Origin of the sequence: Frateuria sp. GZRR35 (genome assembly GCF_051900415.1) — a bacterium.
GTDB lineage: Bacteria > Pseudomonadota > Gammaproteobacteria > Xanthomonadales > Rhodanobacteraceae > Frateuria_A.
The window spans coordinates 16,045-38,097 of the sequence record NZ_JBHZGL010000020.1 but is presented as its reverse complement, the minus strand read 5'-3'; the positions used below and the strand labels follow the sequence as shown (position 1 = coordinate 38,097).

Annotated in this window: 16 protein-coding genes and 1 tRNA gene; 5 read left to right on the top strand and 12 right to left on the bottom strand. The window is 68.6% G+C overall.

Annotation, left to right across the window (positions count from 1 at the left end; genetic code table 11):
* Nucleotides 1-553: 553 nt before the first annotated feature.
* From ACFWZ3_RS16935 to ACFWZ3_RS16925, 3 genes are all read right to left on the bottom strand, one after another.
* A complete protein-coding gene (locus tag ACFWZ3_RS16935) occupies nucleotides 554-970 on the bottom strand; it encodes a VOC family protein (protein WP_439708849.1) in 417 nt (138 codons plus the stop codon).
* Between the two features lie 72 nt (nucleotides 971-1,042).
* The gene (locus ACFWZ3_RS16930) at nucleotides 1,043-1,858 is read right to left on the bottom strand and encodes a helix-turn-helix domain-containing protein (protein ID WP_439708848.1); all 816 of its coding nucleotides are present in this window, start codon (nucleotides 1,856-1,858) and stop codon (nucleotides 1,043-1,045) included.
* 17 nt (nucleotides 1,859-1,875) lie between these two features.
* The gene (locus tag ACFWZ3_RS16925; protein ID WP_439708847.1) at nucleotides 1,876-4,263 is read right to left on the bottom strand and encodes a DUF3772 domain-containing protein; all 2,388 of its coding nucleotides are present in this window, start codon (nucleotides 4,261-4,263) and stop codon (nucleotides 1,876-1,878) included.
* A gap of 756 nt (nucleotides 4,264-5,019) precedes the next feature.
* Between ACFWZ3_RS16925 and ACFWZ3_RS16920 the strand changes: the two genes are divergently transcribed.
* Together ACFWZ3_RS16920 and ACFWZ3_RS16915 are read left to right on the top strand one after the other, a co-directional pair.
* Nucleotides 5,020-6,249, top strand: coding sequence for an MFS transporter (locus ACFWZ3_RS16920; protein ID WP_439708846.1), 1,230 nt, complete (start codon nucleotides 5,020-5,022; stop codon nucleotides 6,247-6,249).
* 44 nt (nucleotides 6,250-6,293) lie between these two features.
* A complete protein-coding gene (locus ACFWZ3_RS16915; RefSeq protein ID WP_439708845.1) occupies nucleotides 6,294-7,049 on the top strand; it encodes a Bax inhibitor-1/YccA family protein in 756 nt (251 codons plus the stop codon).
* Between the two features lie 186 nt (nucleotides 7,050-7,235).
* Here the strand turns inward: ACFWZ3_RS16915 and murB are convergent, their stop codons facing one another.
* From murB to amaB, 5 genes are all read right to left on the bottom strand, one after another.
* Nucleotides 7,236-8,255 (bottom strand): UDP-N-acetylmuramate dehydrogenase, encoded by a 1,020-nt coding sequence (gene murB, locus ACFWZ3_RS16910; protein ID WP_439708850.1) that lies wholly within the window; start codon nucleotides 8,253-8,255, stop codon nucleotides 7,236-7,238.
* A 10-nt stretch (nucleotides 8,256-8,265) separates the two neighbouring features.
* Nucleotides 8,266-9,303: a quinone-dependent dihydroorotate dehydrogenase gene (locus ACFWZ3_RS16905; RefSeq protein ID WP_439708844.1), complete on the bottom strand. Its 1,038-nt coding sequence runs from the start codon at nucleotides 9,301-9,303 to the stop codon at nucleotides 8,266-8,268.
* A 3-nt stretch (nucleotides 9,304-9,306) separates the two neighbouring features.
* A complete protein-coding gene (locus ACFWZ3_RS16900; protein WP_439708843.1) occupies nucleotides 9,307-10,071 on the bottom strand; it encodes an SDR family NAD(P)-dependent oxidoreductase in 765 nt (254 codons plus the stop codon).
* Nucleotide 10,072: 1 nt separating this feature from the next.
* Nucleotides 10,073-10,375, bottom strand: a complete 303-nt coding sequence (locus ACFWZ3_RS16895; RefSeq protein ID WP_439700623.1) for a DUF4190 domain-containing protein — start codon at nucleotides 10,373-10,375, stop codon at nucleotides 10,073-10,075.
* A 152-nt stretch (nucleotides 10,376-10,527) separates the two neighbouring features.
* Nucleotides 10,528-12,063: an L-piperidine-6-carboxylate dehydrogenase gene (amaB, locus tag ACFWZ3_RS16890; RefSeq protein WP_439708842.1), complete on the bottom strand. Its 1,536-nt coding sequence runs from the start codon at nucleotides 12,061-12,063 to the stop codon at nucleotides 10,528-10,530.
* 324 nt (nucleotides 12,064-12,387) lie between these two features.
* On the opposite strand from amaB, the gene ACFWZ3_RS16885 reads away from it, so the two are divergent.
* Nucleotides 12,388-12,464 (top strand) — tRNA-Arg (locus ACFWZ3_RS16885).
* Nucleotides 12,465-12,574: 110 nt separating this feature from the next.
* Nucleotides 12,575-15,055, top strand: a complete 2,481-nt coding sequence (locus tag ACFWZ3_RS16880) for a glucose/quinate/shikimate family membrane-bound PQQ-dependent dehydrogenase (RefSeq protein WP_439708841.1) — start codon at nucleotides 12,575-12,577, stop codon at nucleotides 15,053-15,055.
* A gap of 76 nt (nucleotides 15,056-15,131) precedes the next feature.
* Here the strand turns inward: ACFWZ3_RS16880 and ACFWZ3_RS16875 are convergent, their stop codons facing one another.
* Nucleotides 15,132-16,559 carry a sugar porter family MFS transporter gene (locus tag ACFWZ3_RS16875; RefSeq protein ID WP_439708840.1) on the bottom strand — a complete coding sequence of 476 codons (1,428 nt, stop codon included), beginning with the start codon at nucleotides 16,557-16,559 and terminating at the stop codon, nucleotides 15,132-15,134.
* A 156-nt stretch (nucleotides 16,560-16,715) separates the two neighbouring features.
* Here ACFWZ3_RS16875 and ACFWZ3_RS16870 point away from each other — a divergent pair, with 156 nt between their 5' ends.
* On the top strand, nucleotides 16,716-17,747 hold the full coding sequence (locus ACFWZ3_RS16870; protein ID WP_439708839.1) for a LacI family DNA-binding transcriptional regulator: 1,032 nt from the start codon (nucleotides 16,716-16,718) through the stop codon (nucleotides 17,745-17,747).
* A 79-nt stretch (nucleotides 17,748-17,826) separates the two neighbouring features.
* Here the strand turns inward: ACFWZ3_RS16870 and ACFWZ3_RS16865 are convergent, their stop codons facing one another.
* The 3 genes from ACFWZ3_RS16865 to ACFWZ3_RS16855 are packed head-to-tail and all read right to left on the bottom strand — an operon-like array spanning nucleotide 17,827 to nucleotide 22,020.
* On the bottom strand, nucleotides 17,827-18,828 hold the full coding sequence (locus tag ACFWZ3_RS16865; RefSeq protein WP_439708838.1) for an alpha/beta hydrolase: 1,002 nt from the start codon (nucleotides 18,826-18,828) through the stop codon (nucleotides 17,827-17,829).
* Entirely contained in the window at nucleotides 18,821-20,503 is a 1,683-nt protein-coding gene (locus ACFWZ3_RS16860; RefSeq protein ID WP_439708837.1) for an alpha-amylase family glycosyl hydrolase, read from the bottom strand. Before ACFWZ3_RS16860 ends, ACFWZ3_RS16865 begins: the two co-directional genes overlap by 8 nt.
* A gap of 32 nt (nucleotides 20,504-20,535) precedes the next feature.
* Nucleotides 20,536-22,020 carry an MFS transporter gene (locus ACFWZ3_RS16855; protein ID WP_439708836.1) on the bottom strand — a complete coding sequence of 495 codons (1,485 nt, stop codon included), beginning with the start codon at nucleotides 22,018-22,020 and terminating at the stop codon, nucleotides 20,536-20,538.
* Nucleotides 22,021-22,053 lie beyond the last annotated feature (33 nt).

Genomic DNA, 22,053 nt, shown 5'->3' with positions numbered 1-22,053 from the left:
GAGAGCGTCCCGCGAGCCCCGGCCCCTCACCCCAACCCTCTCCCCGGAGGGGAGAGGGAGCTGATCCGGCCCGATCGCACATCACTCCAGCACCTGTGCGGCAGCCGCTCCCTCTCCCCACCGGGGAAAGGCTCGTGAGGCGCCTCGAGCGTCGGAAAGGCCACTGTAGGAGCGCACCTGTGCGCGACCGCCATCTTCCCGGTCGCGCACAGGGTGCGCTCCTACAACAGCCGGCGATGAGAGCGTCCCGCGAGCCCCGGCCCCTCACCCCAACCCTCTCCCCGGAGGGGAGAGGGAGCTGATCCGGCCCGATCGCACATCACTCCAGCACCTGTGCGGCAGCCGCTCCCTCTCCCCACCGGGGAGGGGGCTGGGCGACGGGGACAAGGCTAGCCTCGAGCGTCGGAAGGGCCACTGTAGGAGCGCACCTGTGCGCGACCGCCATCTCCCCGGCCGCCCACAGGGTGCGCTCCTACAACGCTCCAACGAAGGGAGCGTCCGGCGAGCCGACTTTCACTCCAGCGCGAAGGAGCCGCCCGCCGCTCCGGGTTCGCTAGCCGGCCCACGGGTCGTAACTGCCGAACCACCACAGATGCCCCTCCGGATCGCGGCAGCCGTAGCCGGCACCGCCGTATTCCTTCTCGGCGTATTCGTCCACGATCTCCGCGCCGGCCGCCTTGGCCCGCTCGTAGTGCGCGCGACAATCGGCGACCGTCACGCAGGCGCACTGCGTCTCGCGTCCGCCCAGGGCATCGGGCTGGGCCATGAGGCTACCGAAGCCGTCCTCGCGCACGCTGCCGAGCATCAGCATGCCGCCGCCGTAGACCAGCTGCCCGTGCGCCACGCCGCCCTGGCCATCGTCGTGTACCGCGTGCTTCTGGAAGCCGAACGCCTCGCACAGCCAGTCGATCATCCGATGGGCATCGCGATAGCGCAGGCAGGGAATGATGGTGCTGGGTCCTTGGTTCATCCTGAGGTCTCCGGGTTGGGAGCGATGAATCTAGGCCGTCGGCGGATGGCGGTCTTGTAGATTTCCGTCCGCTCAATCGAGCGGCAGGTGGTTCGGGTAGGACCCCCGCGCGGCCATGAACGCACCGGGTGTCACGCCGGCGAAGCGGCGGAACTCATGGGCCAGGTGGGCCTGGTCGCAGTAGCCGCCATCGGCCGCCATGCCGGCCCAGTCCACGTTGGGCAGGCCATGCACCTGCTCGACTACGGCGCGGAAGCGCAACAGGCGCGCGTACTGCTTGGGACCGTACCCGACCTGCCGACGGAACAGGCGCGTCAGCCGCCGCTCGGACACTCCGGTTTCGTGCACCAGCCAGCCGATGCGCGCCACCTGGGGCATGCGCTCCAGCCAGGCCAGCGCATGGGCGACACATGTCTCCAGTTGCGGCAGGCGCATGCGCTCTTGCAGCCATCGCTCCAGCAGGGCCAGCCGATCGTTCGGTTCGGTCGTTTCCAGCAGGCGCTGGCGCAGGGCGTCCGCATGGCTCCCGAACAGTCCGGCCAGGTCCACGTCGCAACCGGCGATCGCCCCCATGTCCTCGCCGGTGAGCGCACCGGCGCCGCCCGGGCGGAAGACCGCACCCATCACGCGGATCTGCTCGGCGGTATCGATGATCTGGCTGGACAGCTGCGGACCGCCCAGCACGCTGCCGGAGGAAGCCAGGCAGCGTCGCTCGGCGTCGTCGCTGTAGACGCGCGTCTGGTCCTCGTACAGGTTGATGATCAGCTGCGCGCCGGGTTGCGGCAGCACACGTTCGTAACGATGCGCAGCGGGCGGCATGTCCCAGTCCCACAGCTTTTCGACCAGCGCATCGAGCGGCGGGGCAGGCCGGCGCTGGTGGAAGGCCATGGTTGCCGAAGCCCCGCTCAGCCGGTCTCGCCCGGTTCGGGCAGACGGTGGATGCGCATGTCCTGGGGGCGGATCAGCGGCAACCTTTCGATGCGCAGCCGTTCCAGGATCGCCAGCAACAAATCGCTGCGCACGCCGCCGACCTCGCGCGGGCTGGGCACGTAGCCGGTGGCGACGAAGTGGATGCCCAGCGTGTCCACGTGCTCCAGCTGCACATTGGGCTCGGGCGTGCCCAGGATCGTCGGGTGGCCCAGAAAGGCATCCAGGATGATCTGGCGCACGCGCCTGGCATCGGTATCCAGCGGCATCGGCAGCTTGATCTGCACGCGACCCTGCGCATTGGCCAGGGTCACGTTGCGCACGTTCTGGGTAATCAGCTGCGAGTTGGGGACGATGACCGTCGAGCGGTCCCACATCTGGATCTCGGTGGCGCGCACGTTGATGCGCCGGATGTCGCCCTCGACCTCGGCCAGGCTTACCCAGTCGCCCACCTTCACTGGCCGTTCGGCCAGCAGGATCAGGCCGGAGATGAAGTTCTGCACGATCGCCTGCAGGCCGAAGCCGATGCCCACCGAGAGCGCGCTGGCGATCCAGGCGATGCTCTGCAGGCTGACGTTGAGCGCGGCCAGCGCCAGCGCGAACACCAGCACGCCGCCGACGTAGCCGAGCAGGGTGACCACCGAGTTCTGCATGCCCGGCTCGAGCGTGGTCTTGGGCAGCAACTGGTCGCCCAGCCAGCGCTTGAGCACGCGCACGGCGACCAGCCCAAGCACGAACACCGCCAGCGCCTCGAACACCGTGCTCGGGTCGATCGTGAGTTCGCCCAGCGTGAGGTTGCCGAAGCGTTGGCCCATGCGCGCGGCGAGGTCCTGCGGATCAGTGCCGAAGGGGGCCAGCAACGCGCCGATCGCCAGCAGCAGGATCAGCACGCGGCTGATCCCCGACAGCACCGTGGCAGCCTGCTCCAGCGTGCGCGGCGGCAGCCCGAACGCCGCTTGCAGGCGCTGCCCGCTGCGGCCGTTGGGGGCCAGCAGCGTGGCGATCAGGTCGTGCACCAGGTGCAGCAACAGGTAGAGCGCGCCGATCAGCACGCCGATCCACAGCATCTGCGTGGCGAGGAAGAACGCCAGCGCGATGTAGCCCAGCGCCACCGCGATCCAGCTGAGCACCACGGCCAGCGTCGCCGCGCCGGCAAGCAGCCCGACCCACAGCGGTCGCTGCGCCGGTGCGCTGCCGGAGGCGAGCAGGGCACGCCGGGCCTGGCCCAGCCGCAGCAGGGCCAGGCCGACCAGGCCGCTGACCACCAGCGCGATCACGCCGCGGGTCGCGACGGTCGCCGGCAGGCTGGCGCCGATCGCGCTGTTGATGCGCTCGACCACGCTGAGCAGCAAGGTGGCGGCGGCCAGCAGGCCCGGGAAGAGGCGCAGGCGATGGGCCGCCGCGTTGGATAGCGTCGGCAGGCGCCAGGACGGGTGCCTGACCGCAAGCAGGGCCCGGCCCAACCCCGCCACGAACGCGGCGAAGCTCACGCGCCGCACCAGCGACAAGGCCAGTTCGTCCAGGTCCGGATCGAGCGTGTCGTTCCAGTTCAGCCCCAGCCGCACGAGCTGCGCGGCCAGGCCGAACACCACCGCGGCGCCCACCGCGATGCCGAACGCCGTGGCGCTGCGGCGCAGGTGGCTGTCGGGCATCACGCGCGTGGCGAGGAAGACCAGCAAGCGTTCCAGCAGGAAGCGGCCGGCGAGGAGCAGCAACAAGGCAGCGCCCATGCAGAGCACGAGTGGCAGGCGGTTGGGTGCTTGCCAGGCGTCGTGCCAGGCCTCGGCGATTTGCGCCCTCAGCCGCTTCAGGCGTGCCAGATCGTCCGGCAGCGAACGGGCCGGCTCGGTCCAGAACGCGCTGCCCAGGGGCGTGGCGGTGCGCGAAGCGAGCTGCGCCTGGAACTGGTCGCGGCGCAGGCCCGACACCTGGGCGGCCAGTTGCATGCCTTCCTCGCCCAGCAGCTGCGCCTGCTTGACCTGCGCGTCCAGGTTCGACTTGGCCTTGTCCAGTTGCCGTCGCTGCGAAGCCACCTCGGCCGCCTCGGGTGGTGCGCCCTTGGCCGGTGCCGGACCGAGCACGGCCAGCCGCGCGTCGAGGCTGTCCATCTGCGGCGCCAGCGTCGCGGCGAGCTGCTCGGCCTGGTCCTGCACTGAGAGCGCGGTGGTGCGCAGGTCGGCCAGGGTGCGGTCGTCCGGTTTGCGCTTGAGCGCGGACTTGATCGAGTCGAGCTGGTCGCGCAGGTCGTCCAGCGCCTGCGCGGGCGAGACGGTGGGCGGGTTGCTGCCGGCCGGAGCATCCTGCGCGTGGAGCGCGGGAAGGGCCGCCAGCAGCAGGCAGAGCAGGAGTCGTCGCAGGAGAGGCATCCGGCCATGATCCGGTGGCGCCCACAGGCGGTCAATCGGCGCGTCGCGCACCCGTCGCGGGGGCGAATGGACATCGAACGAAGCCTTGTCCGCCGTTTCACGCGGCGCTGCGCAGCATGCCCCTCCCAACCAGCACAGGGTGGCATCGCATGGCGGCGAAGGCAGGTTCGAAGCGCGCAGGCGTCCCGATTGTCAATCCCGCTGGCATCGGCGGACGGGCGCGTCGGGGGGCGGACGGCGGGCATGCGCCGCCAGGCGAAGGCACGTCCCGCGGCACGCTGCCGACGATGCATGCGTCGGCGCGGCGGCGCGGCGCGGTGTCGGATGTTCGGCGGCCACGCAGGCGCAAGCAGACACGCATGCCTGGCGGGCGCTTGGCCGCAGCGATCCGTACTGCGCGCCTGCGCGCTGGGCGGGCGGCCGAGGAGTTCGGGTTGCGGCGATAGGGTGGGCTGAGGCGAGGCTTCCCTTATCCGCCTGTCGGCACCTTCCCCCGCGCGCGCGGGAAGGCTCGCGGACCAGCTGCGCGATTCGATTCTCCCCCGCGTGCGAAGGAAGGCTCGCGGGCCAGCCGCGCACTCCGATCCTTCCCCCGCCTGCGGGGGAAGGTGCCCGAAGGGCGGATGGGGGAAGCCTTGCGGGGAACCGCAAAGACAACCGCCCGCGAATCGACCGCAAGCCGGTATACGGATGACCGCCTCAGGCTCTAGAGTGCGCGCCGCGGCTCCAGGCCGCGCTCCCCCCGGACCCCGCCCGATGCAGACCCGCGCCGAACCCGTCGCCGCCGCCTTGCCCGCGGAGCCGCGCACCGCCTTTGCCGTGCTCGGCGCCATCAGCTTCTCGCACCTGCTCAACGACATGATCCAGTCGCTGATCGTGGCGATCTATCCGATCCTCAAAAGCGGTTTCGCGCTGAGCTTCGGCCAGGTCGGCCTGATCACGCTGACCTACCAGATCACCGCTTCGCTGCTGCAGCCGCTGGTGGGCGTGGCGACCGATCGCCGGTCGATGCCGTACTCGTTGCCGGTCGGCATGGGCTTCACCTTATGCGGATTGCTGCTGCTCGCGGTGGCGCCCAGCTTCCCCGTATTGCTCGTTGCCGCCGCGCTGGTCGGCACCGGCTCGTCAGTGTTCCATCCGGAAGCCTCGCGTGTGGCGCGGATGGCCTCGGGCGGACGGCACGGCCTGGCGCAGTCGCTGTTCCAGGTCGGCGGCAACACCGGCTCGTCGTTGGGTCCGCTGCTGGCGGCCTGGATCATCGTGCCGCACGGGCGCGGCAGCGTGGCCTGGTTCTCGCTGGCGGCGCTGCTGGCGATCGCGGTGCTGGTGAAGGTCGGTGCCTGGTATGGCCGGCACCACGCCAGCCGCAACGGTGCGCGCCGGCACCACGCGCTGGTGATGCCCTCGCGCAACCGCGTGGTGCTGTCGCTGGTGATCCTGGGGCTGTTGATCTTCTCCAAGTACTTCTACCTGGCGAGCCTTTCCAGCTACTACACCTTCTACCTGATCCACCGCTTCGGCGTGTCGGTGCAGAGCGCGCAGACGCACCTGTTCGTGTTCCTGTTCGCGGTGGCGGCCGGCTCGCTGATCGGTGGTCCGGTCGGAGACCGGATCGGGCGTAAGTCGGTGATCTGGATTTCCATCCTCGGCGTGGCGCCGTTCTCGCTGCTGCTGCCGCACGCGAGCCTGTTCTGGACCGGCGTGCTCAGCGTGGTGATCGGACTGGTGTTGTCCTCGGCGTTCTCGGCGATCCTGGTCTATGCGCAGGAACTGCTGCCGGGGCGCGTGGGCATGGTCTCGGGCCTGTTCTTCGGCTTTGCCTTCGGCATGGGCGGCATCGGCGCGGCGGTGCTTGGACATCTCGCCGACGCGCACGGCATCGAGTACGTCTACCGCCTGTGCGCGTTCCTGCCGCTGATGGGGCTGATCACGGTATTCCTGCCAGAGCTCGACCGACCTCGCCCGGGGAGTCTTGCCGCGCGCTAGGATGGTGGCCTGTGCGCACCGCGCGAACATACGAGAGGGAATCCATGCGCTCCAGCAACCCGGTACTGCGCGGGAACACCTTCCAGGGCCTGTTCGCCCAAGGTGACCGCATGACGATGAACGGCACGGTCGCCAAGACCGGGCTGCTGCTTCTGCTGGCCGTGGTGACCGGCGGCTGGACCTGGCACCGCTTCGACACGCTGGCCGCGGCCGGCAATGTCGCTGGCGCCATCGCCGCGATCTCCCCGTTCATGTGGGGAGGCTTGCTCGTCGGCTTCGTACTGGCGATGGCCAGCACCTTCCTGCGCCAGTGGTCGGGCATCACTGCGCCGCTGTACGCGATTGCCGAGGGTTTCGCGCTCGGCGGCATCTCGGCCTTCATGGAGCTGCGCTATCCGGGCATCGTGCTGCAGGCGGTGATGCTGACCGCGGGCGTGCTGGCGGTGATGCTGGTGCTCTATCGCACGCGGGTGATCAAGGTCACCGACCGGTTCCGCACCGGCGTGGTCGCCGCCACCGGGGCGATCATGCTGCTGTACCTGGTCGACCTCGGGCTGCGTGCGTTCACCAGCGTGCAGGTGCCATTCATCCATGAGTCCGGGCTGCTGGGCATCGGCTTCAGCCTGGTGGTGGTCGGCCTGGCGGCGCTCAACCTGACGCTGGACTTCGACCTGATCGAGCGCGGCACGCAGGCCGGTGCGCCGAAGTACATGGAGTGGTACGGCGCGTTTGCGCTGATGGTGACGCTGGTATGGCTGTATATGGAGATTCTGCGGCTGCTGTCGAAGGCGCGGCGTTGATGGGCTGAGGCAAGGCTTCCCCCATCCGCCTGTCGGCACCTTCCCCCGTAAACGGGGGAAGGCTCGAAAGGGGGGGGCGCTGGCCCTTTCCCATAAACGGGGGAAGCTCGGCAGGTGGGATGGCGCTGGTCCTTCCCCCGTTCCACGGGGGAAGGTGCCCGAAGGGCGGATGGGGGAGGCCTTGCCTCAAACCACCACCGGCTCCGGCTCCAGCCGCACCCCGAACTTCGCCTCGACTCCCGAGATCACCTTCTGTGCCAGCGCCCACAGCTCGGCGCCGCTGGCGTGGCCGTGGTTGACCAGCACCAGGGCGTGGCGGTTGGAGATGCCGGCGTCACCCTCGCGGTAGCCCTTGAAGCCGGCGGCCTCGATCAGCCAGGCGGCCGAGAGTTTCCAGCGGCCGTCGCTGCCGGGCCAGGCGACCAGTTCGGGGTGCTCGCGTTCGAGCGCTTCGCCCAGCGCCGCCTCGACGACCGGGTTCTTGAAGAAGCTGCCGGCGTTGCCGATGACGGCCGGATCGGGCAGCTTGCGGGTGCGCAGGTGGACCACCGCTTCGGCGACGTGGAAGGGCGCGGGTTTGTCCACGCCCATGCGCGCCAGCTCTTCGCGGATGCCGGCGTAGTCCAGGCGCAGCGCGTGCGTGCGGGGCAGGGCGAAGCGCACGGCGGTGACGATGTAGCGGCTCGGGTCGCGCTTGAACAGCGAGTAGCGGTAGGCGAAGGCGCAGGCGGCGTTGTCCAGCGAGACGACGCGGCGCTCCTTCAGGTCCCAGGCCTCCACGCTCTCGATGAACTCGGCGACCTCCGTGCCGTAGGCGCCGATGTTCTGGATTGGCGCGGCGCCGACCGTGCCGGGAATCAGGATCAGGTTCTCCAGGCCGGCGAAGCCCTGGCCCAGTGTCCAGCGCACGAAGTCGTCCCAGCGCTCGCCCGCAGCCACCGCGATGCGCGCGACCTCGCCATCCTGTTCGACCTGCACGCCGCGGGTGGCCATCGCCACGACGGTGCCGTCGAAGTCGCCGGTCAGCAGCAGGTTGCTGCCTTCGCCCAGCACCAGTAGCGGGCCGTTGCGCACGGCCGGGAAGTCGAGCAGTTCCGGAAGTCTGGCCGCATCGCGGACCTCGGCCAGCAGCCGCGCGCGGGCCGCCACGCGCAACGTATTGCGCGCCACCAGGGGCGCGTTTTCGATCAACGTGTAGCCGCCCATGTCGATGCGCTCAGCCAGCATGGTTCGCTCCACGCTGGCGGCGGATCTCGTCGACGCATTCGGCGACCAGGCGCGGTCCGCGGTAGATCAGGCCCGAGTACACCTGCACCAGATTCGCGCCGGCCTCGAGCTTTTCGACCGCATCGCTGCCATCGAGGATGCCGCCCACGCCCACGATCGGCACCTGCGGTCCCAGCCGCGCGCGCATGCCGCGCAGCACCTCGGTGGAGCGGGCGAACAACGGCTTGCCCGAGAGGCCACCGGCTTCCTGCCCGTGCGGGTCGCCCGCCACCGTGCTGTGGTCGATCGTGGTGTTGGTGCAGATCACCCCGTCGATGCCGGCCGTGCGCAGCACCTCTGCCATGCCGTCGAGTTCGGCCTCTGCCAGATCCGGCGCGATTTTGAGCAACATCGGCTTGCGCGCGCCGGCCTGGCTGCCCAGCCGTTCCTGCGCCTCGCGGAGCGTTTCGATGAAGCGGCGCAGCGTGGCCTCTTCCTGCAGGTCGCGCAGGCCCTGGGTGTTGGGCGAGGAGATGTTGACCGTGACATAGCTGGCGTGGCGGTACACCCGCTCCAGGCAGAACAGGTAATCGTCGACCGCGCGTTCGTTGGGCGTGTCCTTGTTCTTGCCGATGTTGATGCCCAGCACGCCGCGGTAGCGGGACGCCCCGACGTTGCGCACCAGCGCGTCGACGCCTTCGTTGTTGAAGCCGAGCCGGTTGATGATCGCCTCGTGGTCGCGCAGGCGGAACATGCGCGGCTTAGGGTTGCCCGGCTGCGGGCGTGGCGTGACCGTGCCGACCTCGACGAAACCGAAGCCGAGCGCGCCCAACTCGTCGATGTGCGCGGCGTTCTTGTCCAGACCCGCCGCCAACCCGACCGGGTTCGGGAAGCGGATGCCGAACGCGGTGACCGGCAGGTCGTCCGGCGGCGTGGCCACGAAGCGGCCCAGGTTGCTGCGATGGGCCACGCCCAGCGCATACAGGGTCAGCCGGTGCGCGGTCTCGGCGTCGAGTGCGAACAGCAGCGGGCGGATATGGTCGTACATGGCTTATCCGTTGAGGCCCTGGCCGCCGTCCACGCACAGCGTCTGGCCGGTGATCCAGGCGGCGTAGGGCGAGGCGAGGAAGAGGGCGGCATGGGCGATTTCCTCCGGCGCGCCGAAGCGGTCGAAGGGGATCTTCGCGAGCGTGGCCTGATAGAGCGCGGGTTCCTCGCGGCGGCGGCGGTCCCACAGGCCGCCGGGGAATTCGATCGATCCGGGCGCGATGGCGTTGACGCGGATGCGCTTGGCAGCCAGCGCCAATGCCTGCGAGGTGGTGTACTGGCTGAGCGCCGCCTTCACCGCGGCATACGGCGCACCGTTGCGGCGCGGGTGGAAGGCGGCAATGGAACTGGTGTGCAGGATCGATGCGTGCGGCGAGGCTTCGAGATGGGGCAGGGCGGCCCGCGAGGCGCGCACGGCGGCCATCAGGTCGACTTCGAAGCCCCGCAGCCAGCTTTCGTCGTCGTCACTGAAGCCGTAGCCGCTGGCGTTGTTCACCAGCACGTCGATGCCGCCCAGCGACCGGGCGGCGCCGGCGATGTATCCCGTGATGGCCTGCGCATCGGCAAGATCGCAGCTGGCAGCGTGCGTGGGGTGACCAAAGGCGGCCAGTGCCTGCCGCGTCGACTCGAGCGGCTGTGGATCGCGCGCGCAGATCGATACCGCCGCGCCTGCTCCGGCAAATGCCAGCGCGATGCTTCGGCCGATGCCCTTGCTGCCGCCGGCGACCAGCACGCGGTAGCCGGTGAAGTCGAAGGTGCCGCCGGGCATGTCAGTGGAAGAACGAGGAGCCGATGCCGATCGACAGGCCGAGCACGACCGCGGCAATGGCAAACAGCAGCAGGATGAAACCGAACGCCAACTGCACGTAGCCGAGCACGAGGCCCACGACCGCGAGCCCGTCGCCCTCGATCTGGCCTTGCGAGCGGCGGATTTCGCCGCGCGCCAGGTGGCCGCAGACGATCGCCACGATGGCGCCGATCAGCGGCACGACGCACCACGAGGCGATGCCGGACACCAGGCTGACCACGGCCAGGGCGCTGGTCGTGCGATGGACGGGAGGCGTTGCGTTCATGGCGTCGGTCCTCGCTGTGTGCCGGCTCGGCGGAAGGTTGCCATCCCCGGGGCGTCATGCCCACGGTCGCGGAACCCTATTGTGCTCTGGAACCCGGACAAGAGCTTCGCCAAAAGCCTCTCCCCCGGCGTTGCCGGGGGAGAGGGCGTTTCTTACACGGTGAACTTGATGCCCTGTGCCAGCGGCAGTGCGTCGGAGTAATTGATCGTATTGGTCTGGCGGCGCATGTAGACCTTCCAGGCGTCCGAACCGGACTCGCGACCGCCGCCGGTCTCCTTCTCGCCGCCGAAGGCGCCGCCGATCTCGGCGCCGGAGGTGCCGATGTTGACGTTGGCGATGCCGCAGTCCGAACCGGCCGCCGAGAGGAACTGCTCGGCCGCGCGCAGGTTGTTGGTGAAGATCGACGAGGACAGGCCCTGGGGCACGTCGTTCTGCATCTCGATCGCTTCGTCGAGCGTCTTGAACGGCATCACGTAGAGGATCGGCGCGAAGGTCTCGGTCTGCACCACGTCGTCCGAGTTCTTCACCCCGGTGACGATCGTCGGCAGCACGAAATTGCCCTTGCGGTCGGTCAGTGCCGCACCGCCGGTGCGCACGGTGCCGCCGGCGGCCTTGGCCTTCTCGATGGCGGCCTGATACGCCTTCACGGCCTCGGGGCTGTTGAGCGGGCCCATCAGCGTGGTGGCGAGCGTCGGATCGCCGATCTTGCCCTCGACCTGCTTGTACGCACCGACCAGCGTGTCCAGCACGTTGTCGAAGATCGACTCGTGCACGAACAGGCGGCGGGTGGTGGTGCAGCGCTGGCCGGCGGTGCCGACGGCGCCGAACACGATGCCCGGGATGGCGAGCTTCAGGTCAGCCGTTTCATCCAGGATGATCGCGTTGTTGCCGCCCAGTTCCAGCAGCGAGCGGCCCATGCGATGGGCGACGCGCTCGCCGACCATGCGGCCGACCTTGGTCGAGCCGGTGAAGCTGATCAGCGGGATGCGCTTGTCGTCCACGAACGCCTGCGAGAGTTCCGTGCCGGCGTCGTTGAACAGGAAGAAGATGTCCGGGAAGCCGGCGTCCTTCAGCGCCTCGTTGCAGATCTTCATGGTGGCGATCGCCGAAAGCGGGGTCTTGGGCGAGGGCTTCCAGATCGAGATGTCGCCGCAGGCCGCGGCCAGCATGGCGTTCCAGGCCCACACGGCGACCGGGAAGTTGAACGCGCTGATGATGCCGACCAGGCCCAGCGGCTGGTACTGCTCGTACATGCGGTGGCCCGGGCGCTCCGAATGCATGGTGTAGCCATGCAGCATGCGGCTCTGGCCGACGGCGAAGTCGGCGATGTCGATCATTTCCTGCACTTCACCGTCGCCTTCGGGCTTGATCTTGCCCATCTCCAACGCGACGAGGGAGCCAAGTGCGTCCTTGTGCTTGCGCAGCGCCTCGCCGCACAGGCGCACGGCTTCACCGCGGCGCGGCGCCGGAGTGGTGCGCCAGACCTTGAAGGCTTCCTGCGCGCGCTTGACGATGGTCTCGTAGTCGGCCTTGCTCGAGGCATGTACGCTGGCGATCACCTCACCCGTGGCCGGGTTCTGCGGCTTGATCGTGCCGGCGTCGGTGGTCTTGGACCACTCGCCGTTGCCGAGGTAGGTGCCGGACTGCGAATCGCCCAGGCCGAGCGCCTTGAGAATATCGTGGGACATGCATGACTCCTTTGGATCGGGCACCACGGGGGCGCCGGACTATTGCGAAACGACCATTCTAGCAGGGTGGGTTGGAGGGCTCTGCCGGGGGCTGAGGCAAGGCTTCCCCCATCCGCCCTTCGGGCACCTTCCCCCGCAGGCGGGGGAAGGATCGTGATACGGAAGCTGGAGCCTTGCCTTGCCTGCGGGACGGAGTGCAGTGATGTGGCAGGGCGGAGCCTTCCCCCGCTAGCGGGGAAAGGTGCGACAGGCGGATGGGGAAAACGGAGCGCGATCTGTCAAGCAATCGCGCCACTGGCCCATCCATGCCAAAATCCGCGCCTCGCCCCCGTAGCTCAGTTGGATAGAGCGTCCCCCTCCTAAGGGGAAGGTCGTACGTTCGAATCGTATCGGGGGCGCCAATTCAAGGCCGGCATTGCCGGCCTTTTTCTTGCGTCAACAAACCCTAGGCGAGGCCGGTGCTATACCGGGGCTTCTTTGCGGCACCGGCCGCGTCCCAGGGAGAAAGGCCTTGACCCGCCTGTCGCGTTCCGGCCCGCTGCTGCTCGTTACCGGCGTCGTCTTCATCCTGCTCGGGCTTGCGCTCGCCGCTGGCGGCATCTGGCTGATGGCACTCGGCGGTTCCTGGTACTACCTGCTCGCCGGACTGGGCCTGGTGGCCACCGGCGCGCTGCTGGCGCTCGGGCGCACGCTGGCGTTATGGCTGTATGCGCTGGTGTTGGTCGCCAGCACGGTGTGGGCGGTGGTCGAGGTGCGGCTGGACTGGTGGCAACTGCTGCCACGGCTGGACGTGTGGTTCATCCTGGCGTTGTGGCTCTGGCTGCCGTTCGTCAACCGCCGGCTGGGACCCGTCGACGCCGCGCATCGTGCCGTGCCTGACGGCTCGCTGCGAGGCGGGCGCTGGGCCATCGGCGTTGCCGTGGTGATCGCGCTGATCGTGGGCGTGGTCTCGCTGTTCCGCTCGCCACACGACCACCCGGGCGAGGTCGCCGCCGCCCGCATGCATGCCGCGGGCACCGCGCCGGCGCCCTTCACCCGACCTGGTGACTGGATCGCCTACGGCCATTCCGGCTACGGCGACCGCTACTCGCCGGCCGCGCAGATCACACCGACGAACGTCGACCAGCTCAAGGTGGCCTGGACCTTCCATACCGGTGATTTCCCCGGCCCCGGCGATCCGAAGGAGATCGCCAACGAGGTTACGCCGCTCAAGGCCAACGGCATGCTCTACCTGTGCACGCCGCACAACATCGTCATCGCGCTCAACCCCGACACCGGCCGCGAGATCTGGCGGTTCGACCCGAAGATCAACCGCGACGCGAAGAACTACCAGCACATGATCTGCCGCGGCCTGGCCTACTACGACTCCGGCGCCTACGCCGCGCAGTCCGCGGCGATGGGTCTTCCGGCGGACAGTGCACTGGCAGCCGCGGCTTCCGCGCCGACACCGCCGGGCGCCGTGGCGCCGACCGCGATCAAGGTCGACACCTGCCCGCGGCGCATTTTCGCGCCCACCGCGGACGCCACCATCGTGGCGATCAACGCCGACAACGGCCAGCCGTGCCGCGACTTCGGCGACAACGGCACGATCGGCCTGTACCACGACCAGCCGATGAAGAAGCCGGGCTACCTCAACCCGACCTCGCCGCCGACGGTCACCCGCCACGTACTGATCGTGGGCGCCAGCGTCACCGATAACGCGTCCACCGACGAGCCCTCGGGCGTGATCCGCGGTTATGACATCGACAGCGGTCGCCTGCTGTGGAACTGGGACCCGTCCGAGCCGCACCAGACCCAGCCGCTGCCGCCGGGGCAGACGTACATCCGCAACTCCCCCAATGCGTGGAGCGTGTTCAGCGTCGACGAGAAGCTGGGCCTGGTCTACCTGCCAATGGGCAACCAGACGCCGGACATCTGGGGCGGCCGGCGCGACCCGCAGGGCGAGCAGTACAGCAGTTCCATCGTCGCGCTGGACATCGCCACCGGCCAGGTGCGCTGGGTCTACCAGACCGTTCACCACGACCTGTGGGACATGGACATCGGTGGCCAACCGACGCTGGTCGACCTGGATACGCCGGCGGGCAGGGTGCCGGCGCTGGTGGCCTCGACCAAGCGCGGTGACATCTATGTGCTGGACCGTCGCGACGGTCATCCGCTTGTCCCCGCACCCGAGCAACCGGTGCCGCAGGGCGCCGCGCCCGGCGACCACGTTTCGCCGACCCAGCCGTTCTCCGCGCTCACGTTCATGCCCGAACGGCGGCTGCGCGAGGCCGATATGTGGGGCACCACGCCCTACGACCAGCTGATCTGCCGCATCACCTTCCGCAAGTACCGCTACGACGGCATTTTTACCCCGCCTTCCGTGCAGGGCTCGCTGATCTATCCGGGCGACTACGGCATCTTCGACTGGGGTGGCATCGCCATCGACCCGGTACGCCAGGTGGCCATCCTCAATCCGAGCTACATGGCTTTCGTCTCGAAGCTGTACCCGCGCGAGGAAGCGAAGGAGATGAAGGGCGACGGCAGCGAATACGGCCTGCAGGCGATGAAGGGCACGCCGTTTGCCGTCGACCTGCACCCGCTGCTGTCGCCCGTCGGCGTGCCGTGCCAGGCGCCGCCGTGGGGCTACCTGGCCGCGGTGGACCTGACCACCATGAAGAAGGTCTGGATGCACAAGAACGGCACCATCGAGGACCAGGCGCCGTTTGGCATCCCGCTACCGCTGGGCGTGCCGAGCCTGGGCGGGCCGATGGTCACCGCCGGCGGCGTGGCGTTCCTGAGCGGCACGCTGGACTCCTACCTGCGCGCCTACGACGTGCGCACCGGCAAAAAGCTGTGGCAGGCGCGCCTCCCGGCCGGTGGCCAGGCGACACCGATGACCTACGTGTCCGAGCGCACCGGGCGGCAGTACGTGGTGGTGATGGCGGGAGGCCACCGCTCGCTGGGCACCAAGATCGGCGACTCGCTGATCGCTTACGCCCTGCCGAAATAGCTGTAGGAGCGCACCCTGTGCGCGACCGGGGAGATGGCGGTCGCGCACAGGGTGCGCTCCTACAGGAAGCTTGCGCTCAGCCGGGCATGTCTTCCAGCTCCATGCCCTTGGTCTCGCGCACCGCGAACACCACGAACAGCAGCGAGATCAGCGCGAAGGCGGCGTACAGGCCGTAGGCGAAGCTCAACCCCGCCTCGGCCAGCGCAGGAAAGGTCGAGGTGATCAGGAAGTTCGCCAGCCACTGCGCGGCGGCCGCCACCGCCAGCGCCACCGCGCGGATGCGGTTGGGGAACATCTCGCCCAGCAGCACCCACACCATTGGCCCCCAGCTCAACCCGAAGAACACCACGTAGGCGTTCGCGGCCACCAGCGCGACCATGTTCCAGGGCGCGGGCAGGGTGAGGCTTGCACCCGTACCGACCGACTGCGAAAAGCACCAGGCCATCAGCGCCAGGGTGACGGTCATGCCGGCCGAGCCGATCGCCAGCAGCGGCTTGCGGCCGAGCTTGTCGACCAGCGCGATGGCCACCAGCGTCACCAGCACGTTGACGATCGAAGTGATCACCGTGATCGAGAACGAGTCCGCCTCGCTGAAACCCACCGAATGCCACAGCGCGGAGGAGTAATAGAAGATCACGTTGATGCCGACGAACTGCTGGAACACCGACAGCAGGATGCCGACCCATACCACCGGCAGCAGGCCCAGTCGCGAGCCGCGCAGGTCGCGCAGGCGCGGGCGGTACTCCATCTTCAGGCTGCGCTCGATCTCGCCCAGCTTGTAGTCCAGCGCGGCGTCGCTGCGCATGGCCAGCACCCTGCGCAGTACCTCGCGCGCCTCGGCCAACCGCCCGCGCGCGACCAGGTGGCGCGGCGACTCGGGCACGCCGAGCACCAGCGCGCCGTAGACCAGCGCCGGCACCACGGCCACCAGGAACATCCAGCGCCAGGCTTCCAACCCGAACCAGAGTTTCGCCGAGGCGCCGCCGGCCGTGGCAGCCAGCCATGCGTCGCTGAGCAACGCGGCGAAGATGCCGAGCACGATCGCCAGTTGCTGCAACGAGCCGAGCCGCCCGCGCACGTGCGCCGGGGAAACCTCGGCGATATAGGTCGGCGCGATCACCGATGCCATGCCCACGCCGACGCCGCCGACGACGCGCCACAGGATCAGGTCCCACATGCCGGTGACCAGGCCCGAGCCGATCGCGCTGGCCGCCAACAGCAGTGCCGCGACCTGCATGGTGCGCACGCGGCCCAGGCGGTCGGCCAGTGTGCCTGCGTACCAGGCACCGGCAGCAGAGCCGAGCAGGGCGCAGGACACGGCCAGGCCGATCCGGGCTGCATCCAGTGCGAAACCGCCACGGATCGCTTCCACCGCGCCGTTGATCACGGCGGTGTCGAAACCGAACAGGAAGCCGCCGAGCGCCGCCGCGGCGGCAATCAGCACGATGCGGGCCGTGGCCCGTTGTTCCAGTGCCAGGTCCACTGGCGTCTCCCGCGTACTCATGTGTGCTTCCCCCGAAGGTCCCCAGGAATACATCTGGTGCGAGTCTGGCTGCTGCCGCGTTCGGCGTCCGGCTGAATACGTATGCATGGGCGCCGGCACGCCGCGACGGGCCGATGGTAATGTTGTGCGAGCCGCCAGGACCAGAGGTTCGCCGCAGTGAGCAAGGCCAAAGCGACGTCGATCGACATCGCCCATCTGGCGGGGGTATCCCAGGCCACGGTATCGCGCGCCCTGCGTGGCAGTCCGCTGGTCAGCGAGGAAACCCGCGAGCGCATCCGTGCGGCGGCGGAGCAGCTCAACTACAAGGTCGACAAGAACGCCTCCAACCTGCGCCTGCAGCATTCGGGCACGCTGGCGTTGCTGCTGTTCGAGGACCCTACTACCGACGGTTCGAACATCAACCCGTTCTTTCTCTCGATGCTCGGCTCGATCACCCGGGCCTGCGCGCGGCAGGGTTACGACCTGCTAGTGTCGTTCCAGCAGTTCTCCAATGACTGGCATGCCGACTACGCCGACAGCAAGAAAGCCGACGGCATCATCCTGCTCGGCTACGGCGATTACCTGGCCTATCGCGCGCGACTGGAAAAGCTGGTGGAGATCGGCACGCGCTTCGTGCGCTGGGGCGCGGTGCAGCCCGACCAGCCGGGCGTGTCGGTCGGCTGCGACAACTTCAGCGGCGGCCAGGCGATCGCGCGGCACTTCACCGAACAGGGCTGTCGGCGGATTGCGTTCCTTGGTGATGCCTCCAGCCACTATCCGGAATTTTTCGAGCGCTACCGCGGCTATGCCGACGCGCTGCAGGAGGCTGGGTTGGAGGTTGACGACGCCTTGCAGGTGGACGCCGAAAGCACGCAACTGTGCGGCCATACGGCCATGTCCGAGTTGCTCGCGCGCGATGTGCCGTTCGACGCGGTGTTCGCCGCCAGCGACCTGATCGCCATCGGCGCGATGAGTGCGCTGGCCGAGCGCGGCTACAAGGTGCCGGCCGACGTGCCGGTCGCCGGCTTCGATGACATTCCGATGGCGCGCTTCGCCAGCCCGCCGCTCACCACCGTGCTGCAGGACACGCGCAGTGCGGGCGAGGTATTGGTCGAGAACCTGCTGATGATGGTCCGCGGCGAGCCGGCCGAGAGCGTGATGCTGCCGGTGAAGCTGATGGTGCGCCAGTCGAGCGTGCGGCCCAGGTAATTCGCATCTCCCTGTAGGAGCGCCCTTGGGCGCGACCGGGACACTCCCGTCGCGCCCAAGGGCGCTCCTATAGGGAAGGTCATCGGCGCGGTGGGAACGCCCAGCGCAGGAATACGGGCAGCATCTTCGCCCACGAGGCCTGCTGGTGGTGGCCGCCAGGCAGCAGGAACACCGTCACGTCGGCATCCGGAGCGGTGGTGGCGTAGCCGAGCTGGCGCAAGCCCCCGTGCTTCACGCCCTCGCCGCGATAGCCATCGACCAGATCTTGCAGATCGTCGATCACGTCGATCACGCCATCGTGGTCGCGATCGTTCGTCTCTTCGACCGTTCCCGCCGCGAACCAGAACTTCAGCCCTTCACGCCGCGGACCGCGATCGACCATTGCCTGCGCCAGCCGGGTACGTTGCACGGTCGCTGCGTCGCTGCGATCGCCCGCCAGCCAGAACGAGGGCGACATGGCGCCGACCTGGCCGAACACGTCCGGATATTCCCAGCCCAGGTTGAACGCGTTGAGCGCGCCGAGCGACCAGCCCATCACCGTGCGCTGACGGGCGTCGGCGCGGGTGCGGTAGTGCGCGTCGATGTACGGCACCAACGCGGTGGCAACCCACGATGAGTAGTCGGCAGCCCTCAGGCCGATCGCGCCGATCCTCGATTTGCCGACCACGCTCTGCCCGCGCTGGCGATCGGAAAGCCCATAGCCGCTGGCACGGTCCTGCAGCATGTCGATGGCGACGACGATGACGGGCTCGATCGCGTGTTCGTCGTACAACGTTGTGAGCGTCGGCTGCAGCCCCACCGCCTGCATGTCCTGGCCATCGTTGGCGTACAGCACCGGATACCGGCCGGTCGAGTCCGCATAGCCGGGCGGGAGGTAGACCGCGACGTGGATGCGCTCGGGCGCGAAGGCCGGGCTCTCCAGCTCGAGCCTCTGCGTCTGCGCGCGTGCCGCGCAGGGAAGCAGCAGGAGCAGGGCGAACCACCAAGCCGCCTGGAACCGCGTAGGGTGGGCTTCAGCCCACCGCGCACGGTACGTCGACGGGCGGTGGGCTGAAGCCCACCCTACAAGGCAGTCATTCATCCGGATGGCTCTTATCGCGCATCAGGCGGGTCAGCTCGGCGACGAGGTCGGGGCGGGTGGCCGGGGCGTCGAGCAGATACACCGACACGTCGTGTGGCTCCACGCTCGCGCCCAGCGCGCCGCCCGCCGCCACGTCGACTGCTGCGCCACCCAGCGCCGCCTGCCAGCGGCCCGGCTGCAGGTACCTGGTCACATGGAACCGCGCGGTCTTGTCGCCCTTGTTGAGCAACACCAGCGCGATCTGGTGCAGGCCGTCTTTCTGGTAGACGCGATAGAACGCCGCCTGATCGCCGCCCATGTGTTCGACCAGCATCAGCCCGCGCTGCAGGGCCGGCGTGCGTTCACGCAGGTTGGCGATGCGCTTGAGCTGGCGGTAGATCGGGCTCTTGCCCGCCGCGTCGATGCGCGCCTGGCCGTAATAGTTGCGATTGCCCTCGTGTTCTGCACGCCCTCGCTCGAAGCCCGTTTCCGAGCCGTAGTAGACCGCCGGGATGCCGCGGGTGGTGAACAACCAGTTGTTGGCGTCGATGAAGCCACGGTCGCTGGCATCCATGCGCGCCATGTCGTGGTTGTCGTAGAAGGTGACCAGCTCGTACGGGTTGGCGTACGGGCCGTTGGTCAGGTAGAGCTTCGACTGCAGCAGCGCGTAGTCGCTACCGGAGTGCTCGAACACCGCCTTGATCGCGCCCTGCTGCGGGAAGTCGAGCAGGCTGATGCCGCCGTTCCTGGCCCAGGTGTACTTGCCGATGTTGTCCGGGCTGTAGTCGAATGCCTCGCCGTACATGAAGAAGCCGGGGTGCTTCGCGCGGATGCGCGCGGAGAACTGGCGCCAGAACGCGGTCGACATGTGGCTGATGGTGTCGATGCGGAACGCATCCGCGCCCTGGCCGATCCACTTCAGGTACGCGCCGCTGAAGTAGTCCAGCACCGCCGGGTCGGACTCGTCGTTGTTGGACAGCTGCGCCAGGTCCTCGTACGCGTGGTAGAAGCGGTGCAGCGGGTTGTGGCGTGGGTCGAGCTGCCAGGGCGGCAGGTTCTGCTCGTCGGCAATGAGCCTGCCGTGCGCGTCGAAGATCTGCCCGAACTGCGGCTGGCGCACCGGCATGGTGAACGCCGGCGAGCCGTGGTTGAGCACGATGTCCTGCACGACCTTCAGGCCGGCCTTGTGCATGCCGGCGGTGAACTGTGCGAAGTCCAGGTCCTTGCTCGGCAGGTGTTCGTCGAGCTGGTAGAAGTTGATGCCCCAGTAGCCGTGGAAACCGGTCTTGCCGCGGTCGGTGAATTTCGAGCCCCAGCTCACCGGGTCGCCGCCGGTGAACGCCTGGTCGGGGTTGTCCACGATCGGCGTGATCCACACCGCGCCGAAGCCCATGTCGCGGATGTAGTCGGCGTTGTCCAGCACGCCCTTGAAGTCGCCGCCCAGGTAGCCGATGTTGGCACTCTGGCCCTTGGGGGCGCCCGGCACCGGGATGTCGAAGGTGCGGTGCGCGCCGCCCTGGTCGCGATGGTCGTTGGACCGGTCGCCGTCGACGAAGCGGTCGGTCATCACGAAGTAGATCGCGTTGGCGGCGAACGGCGCGTCGGTGCCGTAGAACTCGCGCGGCGCGTTGTCTGCGTGGGCGATGCTGGCGCCGAGAGCCAGCGCCAGGGCGGCCATGACGGTCGTGGGTTTCATGTTGCGTCCTTGAGGGGAATCCGGTGGCTTGCCTATGCGGCCTGGGCGACGGGCGCAAGATCGGGTTCGCGCACGCGCAGCGTGCAGATGCCGGCGACGACCAGGCTGGCGCCGCCCAGCGCCAGCGCCCAGATCGGCTGGCCATGGAAGAACGTCTTGAGCAGCAGCCCCAGCACGCTGGCGGCCAGCAGCTGCGGGATCACGATGAAGAAATTGAAGATGCCCATGTACACGCCCATCTTGGCGGCCGGCAGGTTGTCCGACAGCAGCGCGTAGGGCAGCGACAAGATTGAAGCCCAGGCGAAACCCACGCCGACCATGGAGGCGATGAGCCAGCGCGCGTCGTGCAGCACCACGAACGACAGCAGGCCGGCGCCGCCCAGGCACAGGTTGACCAGGTGGCTGATGCGCAGGCCCCAGCGACGCACCATCCACGGGATCAGCAGGGCGGCCGGTACGGTCACGCCGTTGTAGACCGCAAACAGCACGCCGGCCCAGTTGGCCCCTTCGTTGTACGCCGCGCTGGCGGTATCCGTGCTGCCGAAGAAGCTCTGTGCCACGCCCTGGGTGGTGTAGATCCACATTGCGAACAGCGCGAACCACGAAAAGAACTGCACCCAGGCCAGCCGGCGCATCGGGGCGGGCATGCCGTACAGATCGCTCATCACCTGCTGCGGCATGCCGCGGCTGCGGGTGAAGGCAACCCAGACGAACAGCAGCCCGAACACGGCCAGGCCGCCGCCCAGCAGGTACAGCTCCTTCTCCAGTCCGAAGTGGGCAATGGCGAACAGCAGCGCGGCGCCCAGCGCCAGCAACAGCGCGCCCAGGCGCCATGCGCCGGAGGTGTCGGCCGGTGTGTCGGCGGGTGTCTCGTCGGCCTGTTCACGCAGTTGCTGTGGCGGATATTCCGGGCTCGTGACGATCGTCCAGAGGACCGCGCCGAGCAGCACGACGCCGCCGGCATAGAAGGCGTATTTCACCGTGTCGGGCACGCCGCCGGCAGGTGCGACATTGGCCACGCCGGCTCTGGCCAGCAGCCAGGGCAGGGCGGAGGCGACCACGGCACCGACGCCGATGAAGAAGCTCTGCATCGCATAGCCGAGCGGCCGTTGGCGTGGCGGCAACTGATCGCCGACGAAGGCGCGGAACGGTTCCATCGACACGTTGATCGAGGCGTCCATGATCCACAGCAGCCCGGCGGCGATCCAGAGCGACGGCGCGTTGGGCATCCACAAGAGCGCCACCGTGGTCAGCACCGCGCCAACCAGGAAATAGGGGCGGCGCCGGCCCAGCCGGTTCCAGGTGTGGTCGGACAGGTGTCCGACGATCGGCTGCACGATCAGACCCGTCAGCGGAGCGGCCACCCACAGGATCGGGATGTCGGCCACGTCCGCGCCCAGGGTCTGGAAGATGCGGCTGACGTTGGCGTTCTGCAGGGCGAAGCCGAACTGGATGCCCAGGAAGCCGAAACACATGTTCCAGATCTGCCAGAAGGACAGGGCGGGTTTGTTGGTCATCCGGGCGTTCCGTGGCGTGGGTGTTCCGTAGGA

Coding starts and splice junctions, on each gene's coding strand:
- ACFWZ3_RS16935 (WP_439708849.1), bottom strand. CDS start 970: ATGAACCAAGGACCCAGCACCATCATTCCCTGCCTGCGCTATCGCGAT.
- ACFWZ3_RS16930 (WP_439708848.1), bottom strand. CDS start 1,858: ATGGCCTTCCACCAGCGCCGGCCTGCCCCGCCGCTCGATGCGCTGGTC.
- ACFWZ3_RS16925 (WP_439708847.1), bottom strand. CDS start 4,263: ATGCCTCTCCTGCGACGACTCCTGCTCTGCCTGCTGCTGGCGGCCCTT.
- ACFWZ3_RS16920 (WP_439708846.1), top strand. CDS start 5,020: ATGCAGACCCGCGCCGAACCCGTCGCCGCCGCCTTGCCCGCGGAGCCG.
- ACFWZ3_RS16915 (WP_439708845.1), top strand. CDS start 6,294: ATGCGCTCCAGCAACCCGGTACTGCGCGGGAACACCTTCCAGGGCCTG.
- murB (WP_439708850.1), bottom strand. CDS start 8,255: ATGGGCGGCTACACGTTGATCGAAAACGCGCCCCTGGTGGCGCGCAAT.
- ACFWZ3_RS16905 (WP_439708844.1), bottom strand. CDS start 9,303: ATGTACGACCATATCCGCCCGCTGCTGTTCGCACTCGACGCCGAGACC.
- ACFWZ3_RS16900 (WP_439708843.1), bottom strand. CDS start 10,071: ATGCCCGGCGGCACCTTCGACTTCACCGGCTACCGCGTGCTGGTCGCC.
- ACFWZ3_RS16895 (WP_439700623.1), bottom strand. CDS start 10,375: ATGAACGCAACGCCTCCCGTCCATCGCACGACCAGCGCCCTGGCCGTG.
- amaB (WP_439708842.1), bottom strand. CDS start 12,063: ATGTCCCACGATATTCTCAAGGCGCTCGGCCTGGGCGATTCGCAGTCC.
- ACFWZ3_RS16875 (WP_439708840.1), bottom strand. CDS start 16,559: ATGAGTACGCGGGAGACGCCAGTGGACCTGGCACTGGAACAACGGGCC.
- ACFWZ3_RS16865 (WP_439708838.1), bottom strand. CDS start 18,828: ATGAATGACTGCCTTGTAGGGTGGGCTTCAGCCCACCGCCCGTCGACG.
- ACFWZ3_RS16860 (WP_439708837.1), bottom strand. CDS start 20,503: ATGAAACCCACGACCGTCATGGCCGCCCTGGCGCTGGCTCTCGGCGCC.
- ACFWZ3_RS16855 (WP_439708836.1), bottom strand. CDS start 22,020: ATGACCAACAAACCCGCCCTGTCCTTCTGGCAGATCTGGAACATGTGT.